This window comes from Bacillus sp. FSL W8-0183, assembly GCF_038006825.1.
GTDB lineage: Bacteria > Bacillota > Bacilli > Bacillales > Bacillaceae > Bacillus > Bacillus altitudinis.
Window position 1 is genome coordinate 1,989,624 of record NZ_JBBOVY010000001.1, and the last position, 19,115, is coordinate 2,008,738.

The window sequence follows — 19,115 nt, forward strand, 5'->3', positions numbered from 1 at the left end:
TCCTCGTTATTCATTATAATAGATATGGTGATCACCATTTGGTCCATATATATTTGAATATCTTTCTTTTTTAAAATCATAATTAAATGGATCGGCACCCTCTTTTGGTTTCCCTGCATGAGTGTGTAATTTTCCATCATTAGTATGTTGTACTATAACTCTTTTTCCTTTTGGGGTATCAAATTCATAGTACCGACCATGGTGAGTATGGTTAGAACTGTACTCATAATTACGATGTTCTTGCCCTTTCTTAAAAACATTATCTCCTACTTGCCATTGACGAGTAGGTTGTTGAGATCTAGGTATCCCCCCTAAATCCTTAGCGTGTCGCAAAGCCCTTTTTCGATTAAATCCTTCTGGACTTTGAGAACTTAACCCTATCTTCCCACGAAACCCTTTTGCCCCAAATGGCAAAAGCATCCCCAAAGCCGCATTCATACTCGCTTCCTGTTGTTCTTTCGAGACTTTATTTCCAAACATATCTCGACCCGTAATCGCTTCACTGAAGCCGTTGGTCGCAGTAAGACCGTATAAGCCTTTTTGTGATGTTTTTAAGGCATCAAAGGACTTTTGGGACGTCTTGTAGATGTCGACTGCCCTAACTGCGGCTGATGTGGCTTGAGTCGTTTTATAGACGGCTTTTCCGCCTTTGAAAATGCGGCCTGCCCAGCCGACGATTGGGATGTAGCCTGCTGCTGCCATGCCGCCTGCGGCGACTCGCTGGCCTGCGGTGAGTTCTTCACCTGTGATGGGATCAACGCCTGTTGCGGCACGTTTTGCATCGTTCACGCCTGTCAGTTCATTGACGATATTTCCTCCGTAATCAAGAGCTTTTTCATACCACGGACGGTTGGCGAGCGCTTCTTGTTCCTTTGCGATCTTGCGGGCTTCTTCTTGATCTTTTTTGATTTTTAGATATTCAGAAGTTTGCTTCTCAATATCGCTTTTTGCCTTGTAGATTTCGCTATTTTGATACGCTTTCTTGTCAAAATTCATAGGCGAAATGGATTTTCCGTCATTTGTGGCATTGATCATTTCTGCGTACAATGCCATTGTAGCCTTCTCCTCAGTCTCTGACAAAGCATATTCATCTTTTAGATTTTGATCAAGTTCTATTAAATCTTTAACCGTTTTCTTCCGTTCATCTTCCGCATCTGCAATCTTTTCGTCAAAAGTTTTACTATCAAATACCTCCAGAGAAATGAGGTCATCAATATCTTGAAAAATCGTTTTGAGTGCCTTTTTTTGATCCTTCACGATGCTTTTGGCATTCTTGATTCCCATATGTACAGCGTTGTCTAAAAAGTGTTCTTCTACAAAGGTGTCGCCGCCAAAATTTGTATCATCAAGTGTCCCAGAAACACCTTCATGAAAGGCTTTTTGTTTATCAATGAAGCTAATAAACATGTCCACATTTCCGGCGAGTTCTTTGTAGAAGCTTTTAATATTATCGGCACCTTTTCCAGTGAAGTCGTCACCGAGATTGGCAACACCTTGAAGTGCCTTTTTTAAATCTATCATTTGTTCGCGGAGATCCTGATAGTGTTTTGCCCTTGTATCCATGGCACTGGTTAGTGCTTTTGCATCAAGTATCTTGCCCAGAAGAATTCACTCCTTCCTATTCATTGACGAGGTCAATTTTACCAACACGAAGTTTGTCATTAAATAGGAATATAGATACAAAAACAGTACTTAATATGTAAATGATCAGAAGCATATCCTCACTATTTTATTTTTCAAAGAAAAGCACTCCCTTAACATTGTGCTCTCTTAAGACTTAGACTTAAGCAATTGTAGCTCTTGGTCCATAATATCTGCTGCTTCGTTAATAAATTGAATGATCAAGTCTAAATCTTCTCGTTTGTATTCGTTTGTGAGCTGTTTAGTTGATGCCGATAAAGATTGAAAGAGTTCCTTCACTTGTGATTTCCCCGCTGTTAGTGGAACAATGATGACCCTTCGCTTGTCTTTTGGGTCCTTCTCCCTTTTGACGTAGCCTGCTTTTTCTAACCGGTCAATGAGAGCGGTGACCGCACCTGAGCTAAGACCGGTTTTTTCACTTAATTCACCTGCTGTGAGTGGTCCAAGTTCGTTTAACAAATCTGCTGATTTGAGATCTGTTGGGAAAAGGCCGAGCGATTGAGCGGCTGCTTGGTGAAATAGGACTGTTCGTGTAGCAAGGCGTCTCATCGTATGAATGATCTGGTCCGCTCGATCTTCTGCCTCGTTCTTTGTTGACAACTTGTTCTCCTCCCTTTAAAATCAATTTATCTTGATCATCAAGATAAATGTTCTCTTACTTTATAATTAACTTGATCATAGCAAAAAAGTGAAGAGAACGTAAGCAGGAGGTAAATGAAATGAATAACGTGGATCATAAAGGCAAGGCATCCACTCGCTTTGTTGTCATCGGTTTGCTGTTAGGGATTTTTATGGCAGCGATGGACAACACCATTGTCGCAACAGCAATGGGAAGCATCGTCGCCGATTTGGGCAGTTTTGATAAATTTGCTTGGGTGACTGCTTCTTATATGGTGGCAGTGATGGCCGGTATGCCGATTTATGGAAAGCTTTCAGATATGTATGGTCGAAAGCGTTTTTTTCTGTTTGGACTTATTTTCTTTTTAATTGGATCTGCGCTGTGCGGCATCGCACAAACGATGGATCAGCTTATTATTTACCGTGCGATTCAAGGACTTGGAGGCGGTGCTCTTCTTCCGATCGCTTTCACGATTATCTTTGATATCTTCCCGCCAGAAAAGCGCGGGAAAATGTCCGGTATGTTTGGTGCAGTTTTTGGTCTATCCAGTGTATTAGGACCGCTGTTAGGAGCAATTATTACGGATTCGATCGGCTGGCATTGGGTGTTTTATATTAACGTACCAATCGGTATTGTCAGTGTGTTCTTGATCGCCAAATTTTATCAAGAATCGCTCGAGCATCGTAAGCAGAAAATTGACTGGTCAGGTGCCATTACACTTGTCGTTGCGGTTGTCAGTTTAATGTTCGCTCTTGAGCTTGGCGGCAAATCGTATGCATGGGATTCTGTTCAAATCTTGACACTATTTGCTGTGTTTGTTGTCTTTGGCACCATCTTCTTCATTGTTGAACGTAAGGCAGAAGAACCGATTATTTCATTTTGGATGTTTAAAAATCGTCTGTTTGCGACATCTCAAATTTTGGCGTTTTTATATGGCGGGACGTTTATTATTCTAGCTGTCTTTATTCCTATCTTCGTCCAGGCAGTGTACGGTGAATCTGCAACAAGTGCCGGGTTCATTTTAACACCGATGATGATTGGGTCCGTGATTGGCAGTATGATTGGCGGAACGATGCAGACGAAAGTACCTTTTAGACGATTAATGACCATCTCTGTGATTTCATTTTTTGTTGGGATGCTGCTGCTTGCCAATATGTCGCCTGATACAGCAAGATTGTGGCTTACGCTCTTTATGATGATTTCAGGTTTTGGCGTTGGATTTAGCTTCTCCCTTCTGCCATCTGCTTCAATGAATGATCTCTCTCCGCGCTACCGCGGCAGTGCTAATTCTACCAATTCGTTCATGAGATCACTTGGGATGACTTTAGGCGTGACGATTTTTGGAACGATTCAAACCAATGTCCTGACAAATCGTTTAGCAGATGCTTTTAGCGGAATGAAAGGAGCTTCTTCTCAAGTTGGTGATCCACAAGCCATTTTCCAAGAGGGGGCACGCTCACAAATTCCGCCTGATATTTTAAATAAAGTGATTGATGCGATGTCACAAAGTATTACGTATGTATTTATGATTGCTTTATTCCCGATTGCACTTGCGGCGATTACGGTCGTATTTATGGGAAATGCACGAGTACGTACATCAAATGAAATGAAAGAAAGCGAATAATGTGAAAAAAGCAGAGCGATGCGGCTCTGCTTTTTTTCATCTTATTGATATAAAAGTTGGGCTTTTCCTTCACTGCCAACGATCTTTATTTTAGATGTGACCATGTCTTTGGCTGCTTGTTTTGCTTTTTGTAAATACATACGCGGATCTAAGCTTTCAGGTTCGTTTGAGAAATGATCACGAATCGCTTCAGAGTATGCATTTTTCAGTTCAGTGGACACATTGACCTTTGCCATACCGAGTGCGACACATCTTTTGACATCCTCATCTGGTACAGCTGAACCACCATGAAGGACAAGCGGAACATCGACAAGCGCTGCAATTTGTTCAATGCGGTCAAAGTCGATATCCGGCACCCCTTTATAAATGCCGTGTGCCGTGCCGATCGCAGGTGCTAAAGTAGGTACACTAGTTTCTTCTACAAATTGACGGCATTCTGATGGAATGGCTTTTTGAGCATCCTTTTCATCCACGACAATATCATCTTCTACCCCGCCTACCTTGCCTAACTCGGCTTCTACATTCACACCTACTTTTAAGGCAAGGTCCACCACTTCTTTTGTGCGGCGTACATTTTCTTCATATGAATGCATGGAAGCATCGATCATCACGGATGTATATCCCGCTCGTATACAAGTAAGAATCACATCAAAATCAGTACAATGATCGAGATGAAGGCCGATTGGTATTTGGTATTGATCAGCTGCCGCCTTTACTGTATCTGCAATGGCTTTTGCGCCAAGCGATTGGACCGTGCCAACCGTTGTTTGCAAAATGACAGGTGATTTTAATTCAGCTGCCGTTTCGAGTACCCAGTAAATACTATCAAAGGAATGTACATTGAATGCGACAATTCCGTATTTTTCTTTTTTTGCTGCTTCAAGCATAGGTGTTGTGGAAAGTAAAGGCATGGTCAAACATCCTCTCTCGTCAAAATATCTGTTTTTAATACAGCGAGCATTTCTTCATTTGTTCTTGTTTCGAGCAGTTTTTGTCGTTTCGTTTCATCCATTAATCCGCGTGAAAGAGCAGAAAGTGCTTGTAAGTGAGTGGTTCCTGCTTCACTTTTTGGAATGAGTAAGGATAAGAAGAAAAAGCAAGGCTTTCCATCAAAAGCGTCCCATTCGATTCCGGTTTCTGTACGGACGATGACGAGTGCCGGTACTTGAATGGCGTCTGACTGTGTATGCGGAATGGCAAATCCATCTTGAAAGCCGGTTGTACTCAGAGCTTCTCTTTCAGCTAGTCCTTTTTTGACAGCCTCAGGAGATGTACAAATCCCTGCTTTAGAGGCAATGTCAGCTATGGCTGCGAAAACGCCAGCCTGTGAAGAAGCTGTTTCATGTAGATTCATATAAATATGTTCCATCATTTCTCTTCCTCCCTATTAAACTGCGGGTTTGTCTATTTTCTTGCGGTAAAGTCCGTATAGAATCGCACCTACAAGTGATCCGATGAGTATGGATAGTACCCACTGGAATGCGCCTGTGACGACTGGAAGGACAAGGAATCCGCCATGCGGAGCTGGAACCTGTACGCCAAACAGATAAGTCAATATAGCAGAGATGGCGGAACCAAACATGATAATTGGCAGGACAACGACTGGGTTTTTTGCTGCAAATGGAATGGCTCCTTCGGTAATATGAGTCGCTCCGAGAATATAGTTGATCATCCCAGCATTTCGTTCTTGTGGTGTAAAATGTTTTCGGAAAATCGTTGTGGCAATCGCAATGATAAGCGGCGGTGTGATACATGCTGCTGACACCCCTGCCATGAAGTAAAGGTTACCTTCTGCGAGTAAAGCCGTTCCTGTGACATAGGCTGCTTTGTTAAAAGGTCCTCCCATATCAAATCCACACATGGCTCCAACAATTAAACCTAAAAGCAATGGATTTGTGGATTGAACTGATGAGAGAAAATCCATTAATGAATTATTTAGCCCTGTGATTGGAACTAATAGCGGGGTCATGACAGCCCCAATTAAGAAAATACCAATGACAGGATAGATGAAAATTGATTTTAATCCGTCAAGTGATGCTGGTAATTTTTGAAGCAGGAATTGAAGAAGTACGATGATATACCCTGCTGCAAAACCTGCGATAATACCACCTAAGAATCCAGCGCCTCCATCGTTTGCAAGCAAGCCGCCGATAAATCCGACAACCATCCCTGGTCGTTTGGCGATTGAATCAGCGATAAATGCTGCTAAAATAGGTACCATTAAGCTAAAGCCGAGCCCGCCAATGCTTTTCAAGTAGGCAGCGAACGGATGATACGTTTCATGCTGAGGATCAGCAGAGTAAATACCGAATAGAAAAGATAAAGCAATTAAGACACCGCCCCCAACAACAAATGGAAGCATGTGTGATACACCGTTCATTAAATGTTTGTAGATGGTGTGTATCCACTTATTCGCTGACTTTTGTTGAGCTGATGAAGGCGCAGATGGTTTTTCTGTTCCAGAAGCTCTTCCTTTCACTTGATGAACGGGGGCTTCTCCATTGATAATGCCCTGAATCAGTTCATTTGGTGTGCGAATCCCCTTTGCTACAGGCACTTCAATGAGTGGTTTGCCGTGAAAGCGATCTGTATTCACATCTTTGTCAGCAGCGACAATGACCCCATCGGCCTCCAAAATGTCTTGATCCGTTAAAGCGTTTTCAATTCCTACTTGACCATGCGTTTCAACTTTGATGTCGACCCCTAATTGCTCAGCTGCGATTTTTAATGCCTCAGCTGCCATAAATGTGTGCGCAATGCCTGTTGGACAGCCAGTGGCAGCGACAATTTTCTTGCGGCTCATGTGAACTCCCCCTTATATGTTCTGAATGTGTATTTGCTCAATTAATGAATCAATGTCATGTAAATCACTTAACCCTTTTGAAAAGGCGGTAGATGCCCCTGTTGCAATGCCGTATCGTAAGCATTCTTCATGAGGTTGTCCTTCCAGCTGTTTACTTAGGAATGCAGCGAGCATGGCATCACCAGAACAAGCCGTGTTTACGACCGTTCCTATTGGTGCATTTCCTTTTAATACGGCTTCGTTTGTAAGGAATAGTGCACCTTCTCCTCCTCGGGAAATGAGTACTTGCTCTGCACCCATCTCGATCAGCTTTCGTCCTGATTCAACGAGTTCTGTTTCTGATAAACGGTGGGTTTTCCCAAAAAATGCGGCAATCTCTTCTTCATTTGGTTTTAGTAAATATGGTTTGTATTGAAGTGTTTCTAAAACCGCTTTAGAGCTTGTGTCTAAAATAAATTTCACGTTGTTTTGATGACAAATAGCGGCTATCTCTGAGAAAATGCTAGCAGGAACGCCTTTAGGCAGACTGCCTGACATAATGAAGATGCTGCCTTTTGGAATGGTCGAGATTTTTTCGCGAAAGGCATCAAGCGCTTTTGCCTCAATAGCAGGTCCTTGATTCACAAGCTTGTATTCTTCCGTTGTGTTAATAAATACATTAATGCGTGTAATCCCATCCACTGGGATAAAATCGGTTTGAATGGAGAGATCTTTTAACGATTGTTCAATATATGAACCTGAAAACCCAGCAATAAATCCTAATGCAGTGCTGGTGAAGCCATATTTCTTTAGCATAATGGACACATTAACACCTTTTCCATTCGGCTGATAATCCTCATCTTCCGTGCGGTTGACTGTATCTGCCCGCATTTCTTTTAATGCAATATATAGGTCAATAGCAGGATTTAAGGTGCAGGTATAAATCAATTGGTTTCACCTTCTTTCTTTTCTCTAAAGAAAGTATCTCATACGATTCAGTGAAAATGTTTTCAGATTGTGTAAAGGTTTTCACGGTGAAAAGCCTCCCATCATAAAGTGTGGAAGGCTTTTTGAGTGTTTATTTCATCCGAATCACATAGGCGTCTAGTAAAATGCGGGCAATGACATGAAGCGACAGGCGGGACCTGACTTCATAATCTGGGAAGAATGATTGTTCCCCTTTATATCCGACGAGTGTCATATCTGATATTTTACTTAATGTAGAATCAATTCTAGTTGTGACCGTAATGGTCGTGACCTGCTTCATACTGAGGTTTTGGCAGGCTTCCACTAGTTCCGACGTTTCTCCATTTAATGAAACAAAGATGGCAAGTTCGTTTTTATCAATGTCACGCGATTTGAGCCGAATGATATTCGGGTCGTCATGTACCTCGCATGTTTTTCCGATGAGCTGCAATTTGATGGTCATCTCTTTAGCGATCATCTCTGAAAAGCCTCTGCCAAAAATATAAATTTTGTCCGCATCATGGATCTTTTGAACCGCATCCTCAATTTGCCCAATACTTTGCAGTTGAATCGTCTTTAAGACCTCTTCTTCATTTTTTCGAATGGCTAGTTTGATGTCTTCGTCAATATTTTTTAGTTGATCACTATCATCTGTCATTTTCTTTTCTTGTTTCAATCGATATTTAAAGGATGTATAGCCGTTGTATCCGATTTTCTTCATCAGTCTGACAATGGTCGCCGTCGACACGTTGGCTCTTTCACTTAATGTGACGATGGATAAGGTGGAGATATCCTCTAAATGCTGGTGAATATAATGCAGTAAATAACGTTCTGTTTCACTTAACGTTTGATACACATCACTTGGTATATTAAATAATGGTTCATTCAATGCGATTCCCCCTTACTCATTTCATACTATAATTAAATGCCCTATGAAAACAAGGTGATTCTTTTATCCTGTATTTTTCATTGGAAAAGCTGGATGAGTGAAATTTTGTTTTTAACATAAACTAAGAAAAAGAACGGTTTGTGTGAAAGGAGTTGATCACTGTGCTTCAATTCTTGTTTTTTCTGATCCTTTTATATGTGGTGTATGTATTTTTGACCGCATTTGTCTTGTTTTATTTACCGTTTCAAAAAACATGTAAAGAACATTGCATCTATAAAGCCTCTTCTATCTCAGGAGACGACCAAGGCATAAATCAAGTCATGCTGCTTGATGACGGATTTGAATCAGGTCAAGTGAGAGTTCAAATGATTCGAGAGGCTGAAAAGAACATTCGTTTGAGTTATTATTCCATTCAAAAAGGAAAAACCGCCGAATGGGTGCTTGGTGCTTTAATTGAAGCGGCTGATCGAGGAGTAAAAGTTCAGCTGTTGTTAGATGGCATTTGCCATAGCCTGCGTGGACCGCTAAAGCATTTGCGTTATGCTGTGGCGAATCATCCGAATATGGCCATTCGTTTTTATGAGCCTTTTCGTTTGTTCAAGCCATGGACGTGGCATAACCGCCTTCACGATAAGCTTCTTTTGGCAGATGGCAGGGTCGCTGTCATGGGCGGCAGAAATATTGGTGATAAATACTTTGCAGATCAGCCGCCGAAAGACTTTGCGTATGACCGAGATGTGCTGCTGTACAACGCCAAAAAAGGAAAAGTATTAGATGAAATGGAACAGTATTTCGTTTATTTGTGGAATCATGATTTTACGAAAAGAACGAAAGATGTATTTTCCAAGGCAAAAGCGAAAAAAGGAAAAAAGCTAAGAAAACAGCTGCTTCGATCTTATCAGGAAGCCATTCGTACAAAAGAACCCTTTGTCATGTCCACATATGATTGGGCAAAAGACGCCATTCGTGCAAAGCAGATTGCATTTTTCACAAATCCAGTGGAACGCTTAAATAAACGTCCGCTCGTCTTGAAAAAGTTAAACGATCTCGCACAGCGGTCAAAGCGTTCGGTTCTTATCCAGACGCCTTATGTCATACCGACACGGCCAATGAAAGACGGACTCACGCCATTACCAAGTGATATTCAAACGACGATCGTGACGAATTCTCTTACAGCGACACCAAACCCTTTAGCATTTGCAGGATATTTAAGCACGAAAAAGGAACTCATGAAAACAGGTGTTCATTTGTATGAGTATCAAGGTCCGTATTCAATTCACGCGAAATCAATGGTCATTGATGATAACTTAAGTATTATTGGAACATATAATCTAGATGCAAGATCCAGCTTTTTAAATACTGAATCGATTTTGGTGATTGATAGTGCACCATTTGCGTTATCTCTTACGGAAGCAATCGAACGAAAAATCGCTTATAGTGTTCTCGTAGCGAAAGATCGAACAGAATATAAAGCAAGCGACTATGGACAGAAAAAAAAGCCTTTCATGAAAAGGCTCCTTTTAACTGGTTTATCTACCATAACGGTTTTATGGCGGCGGTTGATTTAAATAAAAGGGCAGCTACTTTTGTGGCAGCCCTTTTTCTCTTGACTGCTCCTCTTCTACTGGTTCAAGCTTGGTTAACTTAAATACGAGGATTCCTGCCACAATGACAAGTACACCTAATAATTTTGTAAAAGAAAATGTTACTTTTTCTAACCCAAGCCAGCCAAGCGAATCAAATAGAAGCGCACAACCTAGCTGGGAGGTGAGAACAATCGAGATTCCATAAGTGGGACCGAGACGTTTGATGCTCTGAACAAGACAGATGACAACGCCTACCCCGATGGCTCCACTTATCCAGTACCAGGCTTCCATATGCCTTAATTGAAACATGCCGGTTCCTTCTAACAAAAGACCCATCAGAAGTGAAGCGATAAAGCCCATTCCTAGAACTAGCGTCGTTGTTGACCAAGAGCCTGTATGCTCATTGACTTTACTATTAAAAATGGTTTGTAAGCTGACAAGTGCCCCAGCAGTGACAGCTAATATTATTCCTATGATCATATAAAAGTCCCTTCGTTTCTTCTATTCATAAATGTTGTGTTCTGCTATTTCTAAAAGCCCTTTTTGATCACAAATCGTAATCTTTCCTCTTCGCCTTTCAATCAGCCCTTTTTCTTGGAACTGCTGAATGACCCGGTTAATATGGCGGTAGCTTGTTCCAATTAAGCTCGCTGCATCCGTGAGGCGAAGCGTGCGTGCGTGCGCGTCATCATCACCTGTTAAAACAGACAATAAATAGCTTGCAAGCCTGACCTCTACAGGGTATAAAAGGTGGAAGCTTAAATCATTTGATTTTGTATAAAATTTGTTTGTGATGCCCTTGAGCAAAAAGGTTAAAACTCGAGGATCGTCCTTTGCATGCCGCATAAGGGCTTGATGAGAAATCCTGAGCATATGTACTTCTGTAACGGCTTCAACTGTATTGACCATATCTGTCTGCTGAACGTATTCAATATCTCCAATCGCTTCAAGAGGGTTTTTAAAGCAAAGAATAAATGTTTTTCCTTCCTTTGTGGTGGTGAAAATCTTTAATTTTCCTTTCACCAGCAAGTACATATACTCCCTTTTATCCCCTTTTGAACAAATCAGCTCACCTTGCTGATAGCGCCACAAGCTCACATGTGAGATGAGTTTTTGATGAAAGACATTCTGTAACTGATGCGTCTTCATATAAGAGGAAAAAAGAGATTCATCATGCAGCTCCTCCATCTGATGCCCTCCTTTATAGTTTTAAGATGATGACGCCTGCAATCATTAAAAAGATGCCTGCATAATGGGGCCATTTCATTTTTTTCTTCTGAACACCAAACCATCCTTTTGCATCGATGGCAAAGGTAAACGCAAGCTGTGCGATAAGTAAAGCAGCGATGGTGAGTGTTACACCAATGATTTGAATGGCAGTGACCTCATTAAAAATAATAATGGCTGCAAATGCACCTCCAATTAAATAAAGCGGCTGCACTTTTTTGTATTCCTTAAAGTGGCCATCCCGTACGATGAGTAAAATGGCGAGAGAGATGATAAACCCTGTCAGCTGCGTGATCGTTGCCGCCTGCCACGTCCCGATATCTTGACTAATTCTGGCGTTGGCTACGCCTTGCAGTGTAATACAAGCGCCTCCTAATAATGCAAAAATAACACCTTTCATTCGTTCAAAAGCTCCTTCTTTTTTCAGTCTAGTTTCATTAAATGATAGATGCCCTCATGTTGAAAAGGACATATGTCCCACTTTGCGTATTATATCAGAAACTTTTTCTCATGCAGTTTCTCCGTTTTAGATTTTTCACAGTGGGTACAGTTTTATATGAGCTGAAAACAGAATATTGGATTGAATCACATATAAAAAGGAGACATGTCAGAATGAGAAATCAAGAGAAACACTTTATTAATGGAGAATGGGTCGCATCAACAGGAAACGAAACGACGGAGGTCATTAACCCTGCGACAGAGGAAGTCATTGGCACCATTAGTTTAGGAACGAAAGAAGATTTAGATCAAGCTGTCAAAGCAGCTCGAGCCGCCTTCCCTTCTTTCTCAAAAACATCTCGAAATGAACGAGTAGAAATGCTGGAAAACATTGTGCGCGGGTACGAAAAACGCAAGGATGAACTTGTAGAAGTGATGACAAAAGAGCTTGGTGCACCGCTGAAAGTGTCCGAAGAAGTTCATTACAAAATGGGTTATGAACATTTTTCTAAAGCAGCGGAAGCACTGAAATCTTATACATTTACCGAAGACCGCGGTGGACATACGATTATAAAAGAGGCGATTGGTGTCAGTGGATTGATTACACCGTGGAACTTCCCGACGAATCAGACATCTCTTAAAATTGCGGGTGCCATTGCGGCAGGCTCAACAGTTGTCTTAAAACCAGCGGAAATTACCCCTTTTGCTGCGATGATTCTTGCAGACATTATTGATGAAGCAGGTGTACCGAAAGGAGTCTTCAACTTAGTAAACGGAACGGGTGACGTGATTGGTGACGGCATTAGCTCACATCCTGATATTGACTTCGTTTCATTTACAGGATCAGGTGCCGTCGGCTCTAAAATTATGGAAAACGCAGCGGATAATGTGAAGAAAGTAGCACTTGAGCTTGGCGGAAAATCCCCTCTTATCGTCTTAGACGATGCAGATGTGGACGAAGCAGCAGAAACAGCCATTCATCATATTGCGATGAATACAGGTCAAGTGTGTTCTGCAGCTACACGTGTGCTAATTCCAGAATCAATGAAAGACAAGTTTGAAAAAGCGCTGCTGAACGCCCTGCCAAAGTTTACAGTTGGTGATCCGAGAGAAGATCACGCTACTGGCCCGCTTGTTTCTAAAAAACAGTGGGATACGGTGCAATCTTATATTGAAAAAGGAATCGAAGAAGGTGCTACCCTTCTTGCTGGGGGAACTGGAAAGCCAGACGGAATCGATAAAGGATATTTCGCCAAGCATACCATTTTCACCAATGTGAAAAATGATATGACCATTGCGCAAGAAGAAATCTTTGGGCCAGTCATGAGTGTGATCACGTATCAAGACCTCGATCATGCCCTTGAGATCGCCAACGATACAGTGTATGGTCTTGCCGGGTATGTTGTTGGTCAAGATGAAAAAACATTAAAATATGTCGCTGAACATATTCGTGCCGGCCAAATCACCATTAACAATGCTGAAACAGATTACTTTGCTCCATTTGGCGGTTTTAAGCAATCAGGTATCGGAAGAGAATGGGGAGACTTCGGTATCGAAGAATATTTAGAAGTGAAAGCTGTGATGGGACTTCCAACGGCGTAAGTCAGGCGAAAAAGAGGAAAACGGTGATCCGTTTTCCTTTTTTTGTGCCCTCTCCCCTATTCATCCGTGTTTTGTCATTAGAAATCTTAATCATGACAATCAATATTATATATTTTACTTAATGGCAAACTTTCGGTAAAGTTCAAATTGAACCTATATATATAATTCCTATCGAATTAATCTATGTTTATATTCCTTGTGAGGTGGATATTGTTGCAACTTCATGTATTGAACAGTCCGTTTAGCCAGGAGCAGGCAGAGTTACTCAATCAGCTGCTTCCGACTTTAACAGATCAGCAAAAAATTTGGCTTACTGGTTATTTATCAGCGCAGGCAGCGCTTGCCGGCTCAGAAGCTGTCACTCCGGCGCCTTCTGCCGCAGCATCTGCCCAGCCTGTGAGCAAAGATGTGACCGTGCTTTATGGGTCGCAAACAGGCAATTCCGAAGGGTTAGCAAAAAAGACAGCCCAGCATCTTGAAGAGAAAGGCTTTCAAGTGACGCTCTCTTCTATGTCCGATTTTAAACCGAATAATCTGAAAAAAATAAACAATTTACTGGTCATTGTCAGCACACATGGCGAAGGAGATCCGCCGGATAATGCCCTTTCGTTCCATGAATATGTTCACGGCAGACGTGCGCCAAAGCTCGATCATTTAAGCTTTTCTGTCCTTTCATTAGGTGACAGCTCATACGAATTCTTCTGTCAGACAGGAAAAGAATTTGACGAACGCTTTGAAGAGCTTGGCGGTACTCGCCTGTTTGACCGAGTGGATTGTGACCTTGATTATGATGAGCCGTTTTCAGAATGGCTTCAAGGTGTTGCCTCTTCTTTGAGTGAAGGTGAAGCTGCATCACTGCCGCAAGAAACAGCGGGAGCCAACAATCAAGCCGTTTCTGAATATTCAAGAACGAATCCTTTTTATGCTGAAGTTCTTGAAAATATCAACTTAAATGGGCGTGGATCTAATAAAGAAACACGTCACTTAGAGCTTTCGCTTGAAGGTTCAGGTCTCGTGTATGAGCCAGGTGACAGCCTTGGCATTTATCCGACAAATGATCCTGAGCTTGTCGACGAACTGATTCAAACATGCGGGTGGAATGCAGAAGAATCCGTCACCGTTCATAAAAATGGAGACACTCTTCCTTTAAAAGAAGCACTCACCTCGCATTTTGAGATCACGGTTTTAACAAAACCACTTCTTCAAAAGATCGCTGAACTGACAAAAAGCGAATCCTTGCATACCCTTTTAGAAGAAGGAAACGAAGAAAAACTGAAAGAATATATCGCAGGTCGGGACCTAGTAGATGCGGCTCGTGATTTCGGTCCTTTTGAAGGAACCGCCGCAGATTTCACGTCCATTTTAAGAAAAATCCCTGCACGCCTTTATTCCATTGCAAGCAGTCTCAAAGCAAATGACGAAGAGGTTCATTTGACGATAGGGGCTGTCAGATATGATGCGCACGGCAGAGAACGCCAAGGTGTCTGTTCGATTCTATGTGCAGAGCGCCTGCAGCCAGGTGATACGTTACCTGTTTATATTCAGCACAACCAAAACTTTAAGCTTCCTCAAGATCCAGATGCACCGATCATTATGGTAGGACCAGGCACAGGCATCGCCCCTTTCCGTTCATTTATGCAGGAACGTGAGGAACTGGGTGCAAACGGAAAGTCATGGTTATTCTTCGGTGATCAGCATTTTGTGACGGATTTCTTATACCAAACGGAATGGCAAAAGTGGTTAAAGGACGGCGTCTTAACGAAAATGGACGTGGCTTTTTCAAGAGATACTGAGGAAAAAGTGTATGTCCAGCACCAAATGAAGAAACAAAGCAAAGAATTATATGAATGGCTTGAGCAAGGTGCTTACGTGTATATTTGCGGAGATGAAAAGCATATGGCACATGATGTTCACAATACCCTTCTATCCATTATTCAAGAAGAAGGTGCGATGAGCAAAGAAAAAGCAGAAAGCTATCTTGCCAACTTACAGCAGCAAAAACGCTATCAGCGTGACGTTTATTGATTTGATGCTTGAAAGAAAGGAGCTTTTACTTACATGGTGAAGACAGCATTAACAGCGCCGGATGGACCTCCGAGCGACGTAGAGGAAATCAAAGAAAAAAGTGATTATTTACGGGGTACGTTAAAAGAAGTGATGCTTGATCCGATTTCAGCGGGAATTCCGGATGATGACAACCGTCTGATGAAGCATCACGGCAGCTACTTACAAGATGATCGTGACCTGAGAAATGAACGACAAAAACAAAAGCTTGAGCCTGCCTATCAATTTATGCTGCGTGTCCGTCTGCCTGGCGGAATCGCCACATCTAAGCAGTGGCTTGTGATGGATGAGCTTGCTCACAAATACGGAAACGGTACGTTAAAGCTGACTACTCGTGAAACCTTTCAGCTTCACGGTATTTTAAAATGGAATATGAAAAAAACCATTCAAGACATTCATTCTACTATGCTTGATACAATTGCTGCTTGCGGCGACGTGAACCGGAATGTCATGTGTACATCAAATCCTTATCAATCTGAAGTGCACCATGATGTATACGAGCTGGCGAAAAAATTAAGTGATGACCTGCTCCCGCAAACAAGAGCTTATCACGAAATTTGGCTTGATGAGGAAAAGGTTGCGGCAACGCCAGATACGGAAGTTGAACCGATGTATGGTCCGCTTTATTTACCAAGAAAATTTAAGATTGGCGTGGCGGTCCCTCCTGCTAACGATATTGATGTCTTTTCGCAGGATTTAGGCTTTATTGCCATTATCGAAAACGATCAACTGGTCGGTTTTAATGTCGCAATTGGCGGCGGAATGGGTATGACGCATGGTGATACAGCGACTTATCCGCAGCTTGCAAAGGTCATCGGCTTTTGTACACCTGAACAGGTCGTAGAAATTGCCAAACAAGTCATCACCATTCAACGTGACTACGGAAACCGTTCTGTGCGAAAAAATGCCCGCTTTAAATATACGGTGGACCGCCTTGGTCTTGAGAATGTAAAAGAAGAGCTTGAGCGCCGTCTTGGGTTTACTCTTTTAGAGGCAAAGGATTATCACTTTGATCATAACGGTGACCGTTATGGCTGGGTAAAAGGCATTAATGGCAGATGGCATTATACGATGTTTGTAGAAGGCGGACGCATCACAGATTATGATGATTATCCGCTGATGACAGGCATCCGCGAAATCGCCAAAGTTCATACAGGTGACTTCCGTTTAACCGCCAATCAGAATTTAATCATTGGGAATGTGACAACTCATAAAAAGAAACAAATCGAACAGCTCATTCAGAAGTTTGGTTTATCAGACGGCCAGCAGCACTCTGCCCTGCGCCGCAGCTCAATGGCTTGTGTATCTTTGCCAACATGCGGTTTAGCGATGGCTGAAGCAGAGCGCTACCTTCCACGATTGATTGATAAAATCGAAGACATCGTTGAAGAAAACGGATTAAGTGATAAAGAAATCACCATTCGAATGACTGGTTGTCCAAATGGTTGTGCTCGTCATGCGCTTGGAGAGATTGGATTTATCGGAAAATCACCTGGTAAGTATAATATGTATCTCGGTGCCGCATTTGATGGCAGCAGATTAAGTAAATTATACCGTGAAAATGTGGGTGAGGAAGACATTCTAAAAGAACTTGGCTCTCTTCTCCCCCGCTACGCAAAAGAACGAGAAGAAAATGAACATTTCGGCGATTTTGTCATTCGGGCAGGGATTGTGAAAGAGACAACAGATGGAACGAATTTTCATGTGCAATAAAAAAAGACAGGAACCATCCTGTCTTTTTTATTTTTTCTGTTTCTTATTCAAGTATTCGGTCAGACTCTTATATACATCTGGATTGTCTAATGAAGATAGATCGGGTGAAGGCTGATCTTCATACGCCCCTTTAAGTAAACGTCGTACGATTTTTCCATTCCTTGTTTTCGGCAAAGCTGAAATGAGATGAACTTCTTTTGGTGTGAGCGCTTTTCCGGCATGTGAACCAACATGGGCTGAAAGCTCTTGGATAAGGGCTGCTTCTTCAAAAGCATGCGGACTGGTCACGATGAAACAGACGAGCGCCTCCCCTTTCACCTCATCCTTTACCCCAATCACAGCGGCTTCGTGCACGGCAGGATGCCAGGTAAGGATGGATTCAATTTCAGCTGGCCCGATGCGTTTCCCTGCTGTCTTAATGACATCATCCGATCTGCCGGTGATGTGGAATTCTCCGTCCTCTGTTTGCATGACCCAATCTCCGTGTGTCCATACACCATCAAATCGTTTGAAATACGTATCTTCATAACGCTCCGGTTCGTTCCAAAAACCACATGTCATGCCGACCCATGGCTTTTTCACCACAAGCTCCCCTACTTCATTCATCACGCTTTGCCCAGCTTCATTGTATACATCTGCCGCCATTCCTAAGATCGCCGCATTAAAGAGAATCGGTTTGATGGGACGAAGCAACGTACTGCCTACAATGCCACCAGAAACCTCGGTTCCTCCTGAATAATTTAAGATTGGAATGTTCTTTTGACCAATGGTGTGAAATAACCATTGCCACGGAGCTTCATTCCATGGTTCCCCTGTAGAAATAATGGCTTTGACATGCGATAGTTCGACCCCATCAATCGTTTGCTGCATCGCAGAACGAACAAAAGTAGGGGAAAGCCCAAAATGAGTGACTTTCTTCTCGTGGATGAATGACCAGAGCTGCTGCTCATCTGGATAATCGGGAGCGCCGTCATATAAAACGATGGTAGCTCCATTGATCAAGCCGCCAAAGACGAGGAATGGCCCCATCATCCAGCCCATATCAGTCAGCCAAAACAGCCGGTCTCCTTTTGCCACGTCCATACATAGCCCGGCATCAAAAGCTGCCTTTATCGGAAAGCCTGCGTGTGTATGAACGGCTCCCTTTGGTGTGCCGGTTGTGCCTGACGTATACAAGATCATCAGCGGGTCTTCACTTGTGACATAGGTCGCGCCGGTGAACGGCTGTTCTTTTAACAAATCATTCAGCAGGACATCGTCCTGATATCCGGTATGAGAGGAAGTGTGCACAATCACTTTTTGCACAGTTGTGGTTTTGTTGATGGCATCCGCCACACATTCCCGCATGTTGATCGTTTTCCCTCGCCGCATCATTTCATTCGCTGTGACGACAATGGATGCGCCTGACGCACGAATGCGTACAGCGAGTGGCTCGCTTCCATAGCCTGAGAAGACTGGGCTGAAAATAACACCAATCTTTGCAAAGGCAAGCATGACGGCGACCGTTTCTGGAAGCATTGGCATATAGATGATGGCTACATCCCCTTTTTGAAGTCCTTCTTTCAAAAAGCCAGCTGCAAGACGGCTCACTTTCTCTTGAAGTTCGAGAAATGACCATTTCTTTTCTTCACCGGCTTCATTGCTCCAAATGATGGCGGGCTGATGCCTCGTCTCTTCTTTTTCAGCCCATTTGTCCACAGCCGTTTCGGTGATGTTTAGTGTGCCGCCCTGATACCATTTCGGCCACATCAATGAGTGGTGACCTAATGCCGCTTCATATGGTTTTTTCCACTGAATGCCGACTGCCTTCTCCGCTTCTCTCCAAAACCAGTCTGTGCGATCAATACTGGCTTGATAGAATGAGTCATACGTAGAAAAACCAAGAGATTTCATCCACTGATGCAAACGTGTTTTTTGGCTCTGCTTTTCTTCCGGTATCCATTCTGGTTTCTGGTTGATCATGA

General features: G+C 42.6%; 15 protein-coding genes and 1 pseudogene. 5 read left to right on the forward strand and 11 right to left on the reverse strand.

All coding sequences use genetic code 11. The features are described from left to right. Nucleotides 1-6: 6 nt before the first annotated feature. Both NSQ64_RS10440 and NSQ64_RS10445 read right to left on the reverse strand, forming a co-directional pair. Nucleotides 7-1,602, reverse strand: coding sequence for a T7SS effector LXG polymorphic toxin (locus NSQ64_RS10440; protein WP_341018294.1), 1,596 nt, complete (start codon nt 1,600-1,602; stop codon nt 7-9). A gap of 168 nt (nt 1,603-1,770) precedes the next feature. Then, nucleotides 1,771-2,241: a MarR family winged helix-turn-helix transcriptional regulator gene (locus NSQ64_RS10445; RefSeq protein ID WP_079919853.1), complete on the reverse strand. Its 471-nt coding sequence runs from the start codon at nt 2,239-2,241 to the stop codon at nt 1,771-1,773. A 119-nt stretch (nt 2,242-2,360) separates the two neighbouring features. Between NSQ64_RS10445 and NSQ64_RS10450 the strand changes: the two are divergent. After that, nucleotides 2,361-3,882 (forward strand): annotated as a pseudogene (locus tag NSQ64_RS10450) (MDR family MFS transporter); the annotation flags it as partial. A 43-nt stretch (nt 3,883-3,925) separates the two neighbouring features. Here the strand turns inward: NSQ64_RS10450 and NSQ64_RS10455 are convergent. The 5 genes from NSQ64_RS10455 to NSQ64_RS10475 form a co-directional block, all read right to left on the reverse strand. Further along, complete coding sequence (locus tag NSQ64_RS10455; RefSeq protein ID WP_025207447.1) at nt 3,926-4,795, reverse strand: class II fructose-bisphosphate aldolase; 870 nt, start codon at nt 4,793-4,795, stop codon at nt 3,926-3,928. 2 nt (nt 4,796-4,797) lie between these two features. Continuing rightward, entirely contained in the window at nt 4,798-5,256 is a 459-nt protein-coding gene (locus NSQ64_RS10460; RefSeq protein WP_024718282.1) for a PTS sugar transporter subunit IIA, read from the reverse strand. A 15-nt stretch (nt 5,257-5,271) separates the two neighbouring features. Next, nucleotides 5,272-6,687 carry a PTS fructose transporter subunit IIC gene (locus tag NSQ64_RS10465; RefSeq protein WP_341016371.1) on the reverse strand — a complete coding sequence of 472 codons (1,416 nt, stop codon included), beginning with the start codon at nt 6,685-6,687 and terminating at the stop codon, nt 5,272-5,274. A gap of 12 nt (nt 6,688-6,699) precedes the next feature. Further along, entirely contained in the window at nt 6,700-7,614 is a 915-nt protein-coding gene (gene pfkB / locus NSQ64_RS10470) for a 1-phosphofructokinase (RefSeq protein ID WP_025207450.1), read from the reverse strand. 130 nt (nt 7,615-7,744) lie between these two features. Beyond that, on the reverse strand, nt 7,745-8,521 hold the full coding sequence (locus NSQ64_RS10475) for a MurR/RpiR family transcriptional regulator (RefSeq protein ID WP_007499235.1): 777 nt from the start codon (nt 8,519-8,521) through the stop codon (nt 7,745-7,747). Between the two features lie 161 nt (nt 8,522-8,682). Here NSQ64_RS10475 and NSQ64_RS10480 point away from each other — a divergent pair, with 161 nt between their 5' ends. After that, entirely contained in the window at nt 8,683-10,089 is a 1,407-nt protein-coding gene (locus NSQ64_RS10480; RefSeq protein WP_144680445.1) for a phospholipase D-like domain-containing protein, read from the forward strand. Between the two features lie 12 nt (nt 10,090-10,101). On the opposite strand, the gene NSQ64_RS10485 is transcribed toward NSQ64_RS10480, so the two are convergent. The 3 genes from NSQ64_RS10485 to NSQ64_RS10495 are packed head-to-tail and all read right to left on the reverse strand — an operon-like array spanning nt 10,102 to nt 11,734. Continuing rightward, entirely contained in the window at nt 10,102-10,587 is a 486-nt protein-coding gene (locus NSQ64_RS10485) for a DMT family transporter (RefSeq protein WP_024718278.1), read from the reverse strand. A gap of 21 nt (nt 10,588-10,608) precedes the next feature. Further along, the gene (locus NSQ64_RS10490; RefSeq protein ID WP_041092782.1) at nt 10,609-11,295 is read right to left on the reverse strand and encodes a Crp/Fnr family transcriptional regulator; all 687 of its coding nucleotides are present in this window, start codon (nt 11,293-11,295) and stop codon (nt 10,609-10,611) included. Nucleotides 11,296-11,308: 13 nt separating this feature from the next. Then, nucleotides 11,309-11,734, reverse strand: a complete 426-nt coding sequence (locus NSQ64_RS10495; RefSeq protein WP_168948762.1) for a DMT family transporter — start codon at nt 11,732-11,734, stop codon at nt 11,309-11,311. 212 nt (nt 11,735-11,946) lie between these two features. Between NSQ64_RS10495 and NSQ64_RS10500 the strand changes: the two genes are divergently transcribed. The 3 genes from NSQ64_RS10500 to cysI all read left to right on the forward strand — a co-directional run bounded on the left by NSQ64_RS10500 (nt 11,947) and on the right by cysI (nt 17,151). Further along, nucleotides 11,947-13,374 carry an aldehyde dehydrogenase family protein gene (locus NSQ64_RS10500; RefSeq protein WP_135008810.1) on the forward strand — a complete coding sequence of 476 codons (1,428 nt, stop codon included), beginning with the start codon at nt 11,947-11,949 and terminating at the stop codon, nt 13,372-13,374. A 213-nt stretch (nt 13,375-13,587) separates the two neighbouring features. Beyond that, on the forward strand, nt 13,588-15,399 hold the full coding sequence (locus tag NSQ64_RS10505; RefSeq protein ID WP_268383484.1) for an assimilatory sulfite reductase (NADPH) flavoprotein subunit: 1,812 nt from the start codon (nt 13,588-13,590) through the stop codon (nt 15,397-15,399). A 33-nt stretch (nt 15,400-15,432) separates the two neighbouring features. Further along, on the forward strand, nt 15,433-17,151 hold the full coding sequence (gene cysI, locus NSQ64_RS10510; protein WP_096881494.1) for an assimilatory sulfite reductase (NADPH) hemoprotein subunit: 1,719 nt from the start codon (nt 15,433-15,435) through the stop codon (nt 17,149-17,151). A gap of 27 nt (nt 17,152-17,178) precedes the next feature. Here the strand turns inward: cysI and NSQ64_RS10515 are convergent, their stop codons facing one another. After that, on the reverse strand, nt 17,179-19,113 hold the full coding sequence (locus NSQ64_RS10515; RefSeq protein WP_268383487.1) for an AMP-binding protein: 1,935 nt from the start codon (nt 19,111-19,113) through the stop codon (nt 17,179-17,181). Nucleotides 19,114-19,115 lie beyond the last annotated feature (2 nt).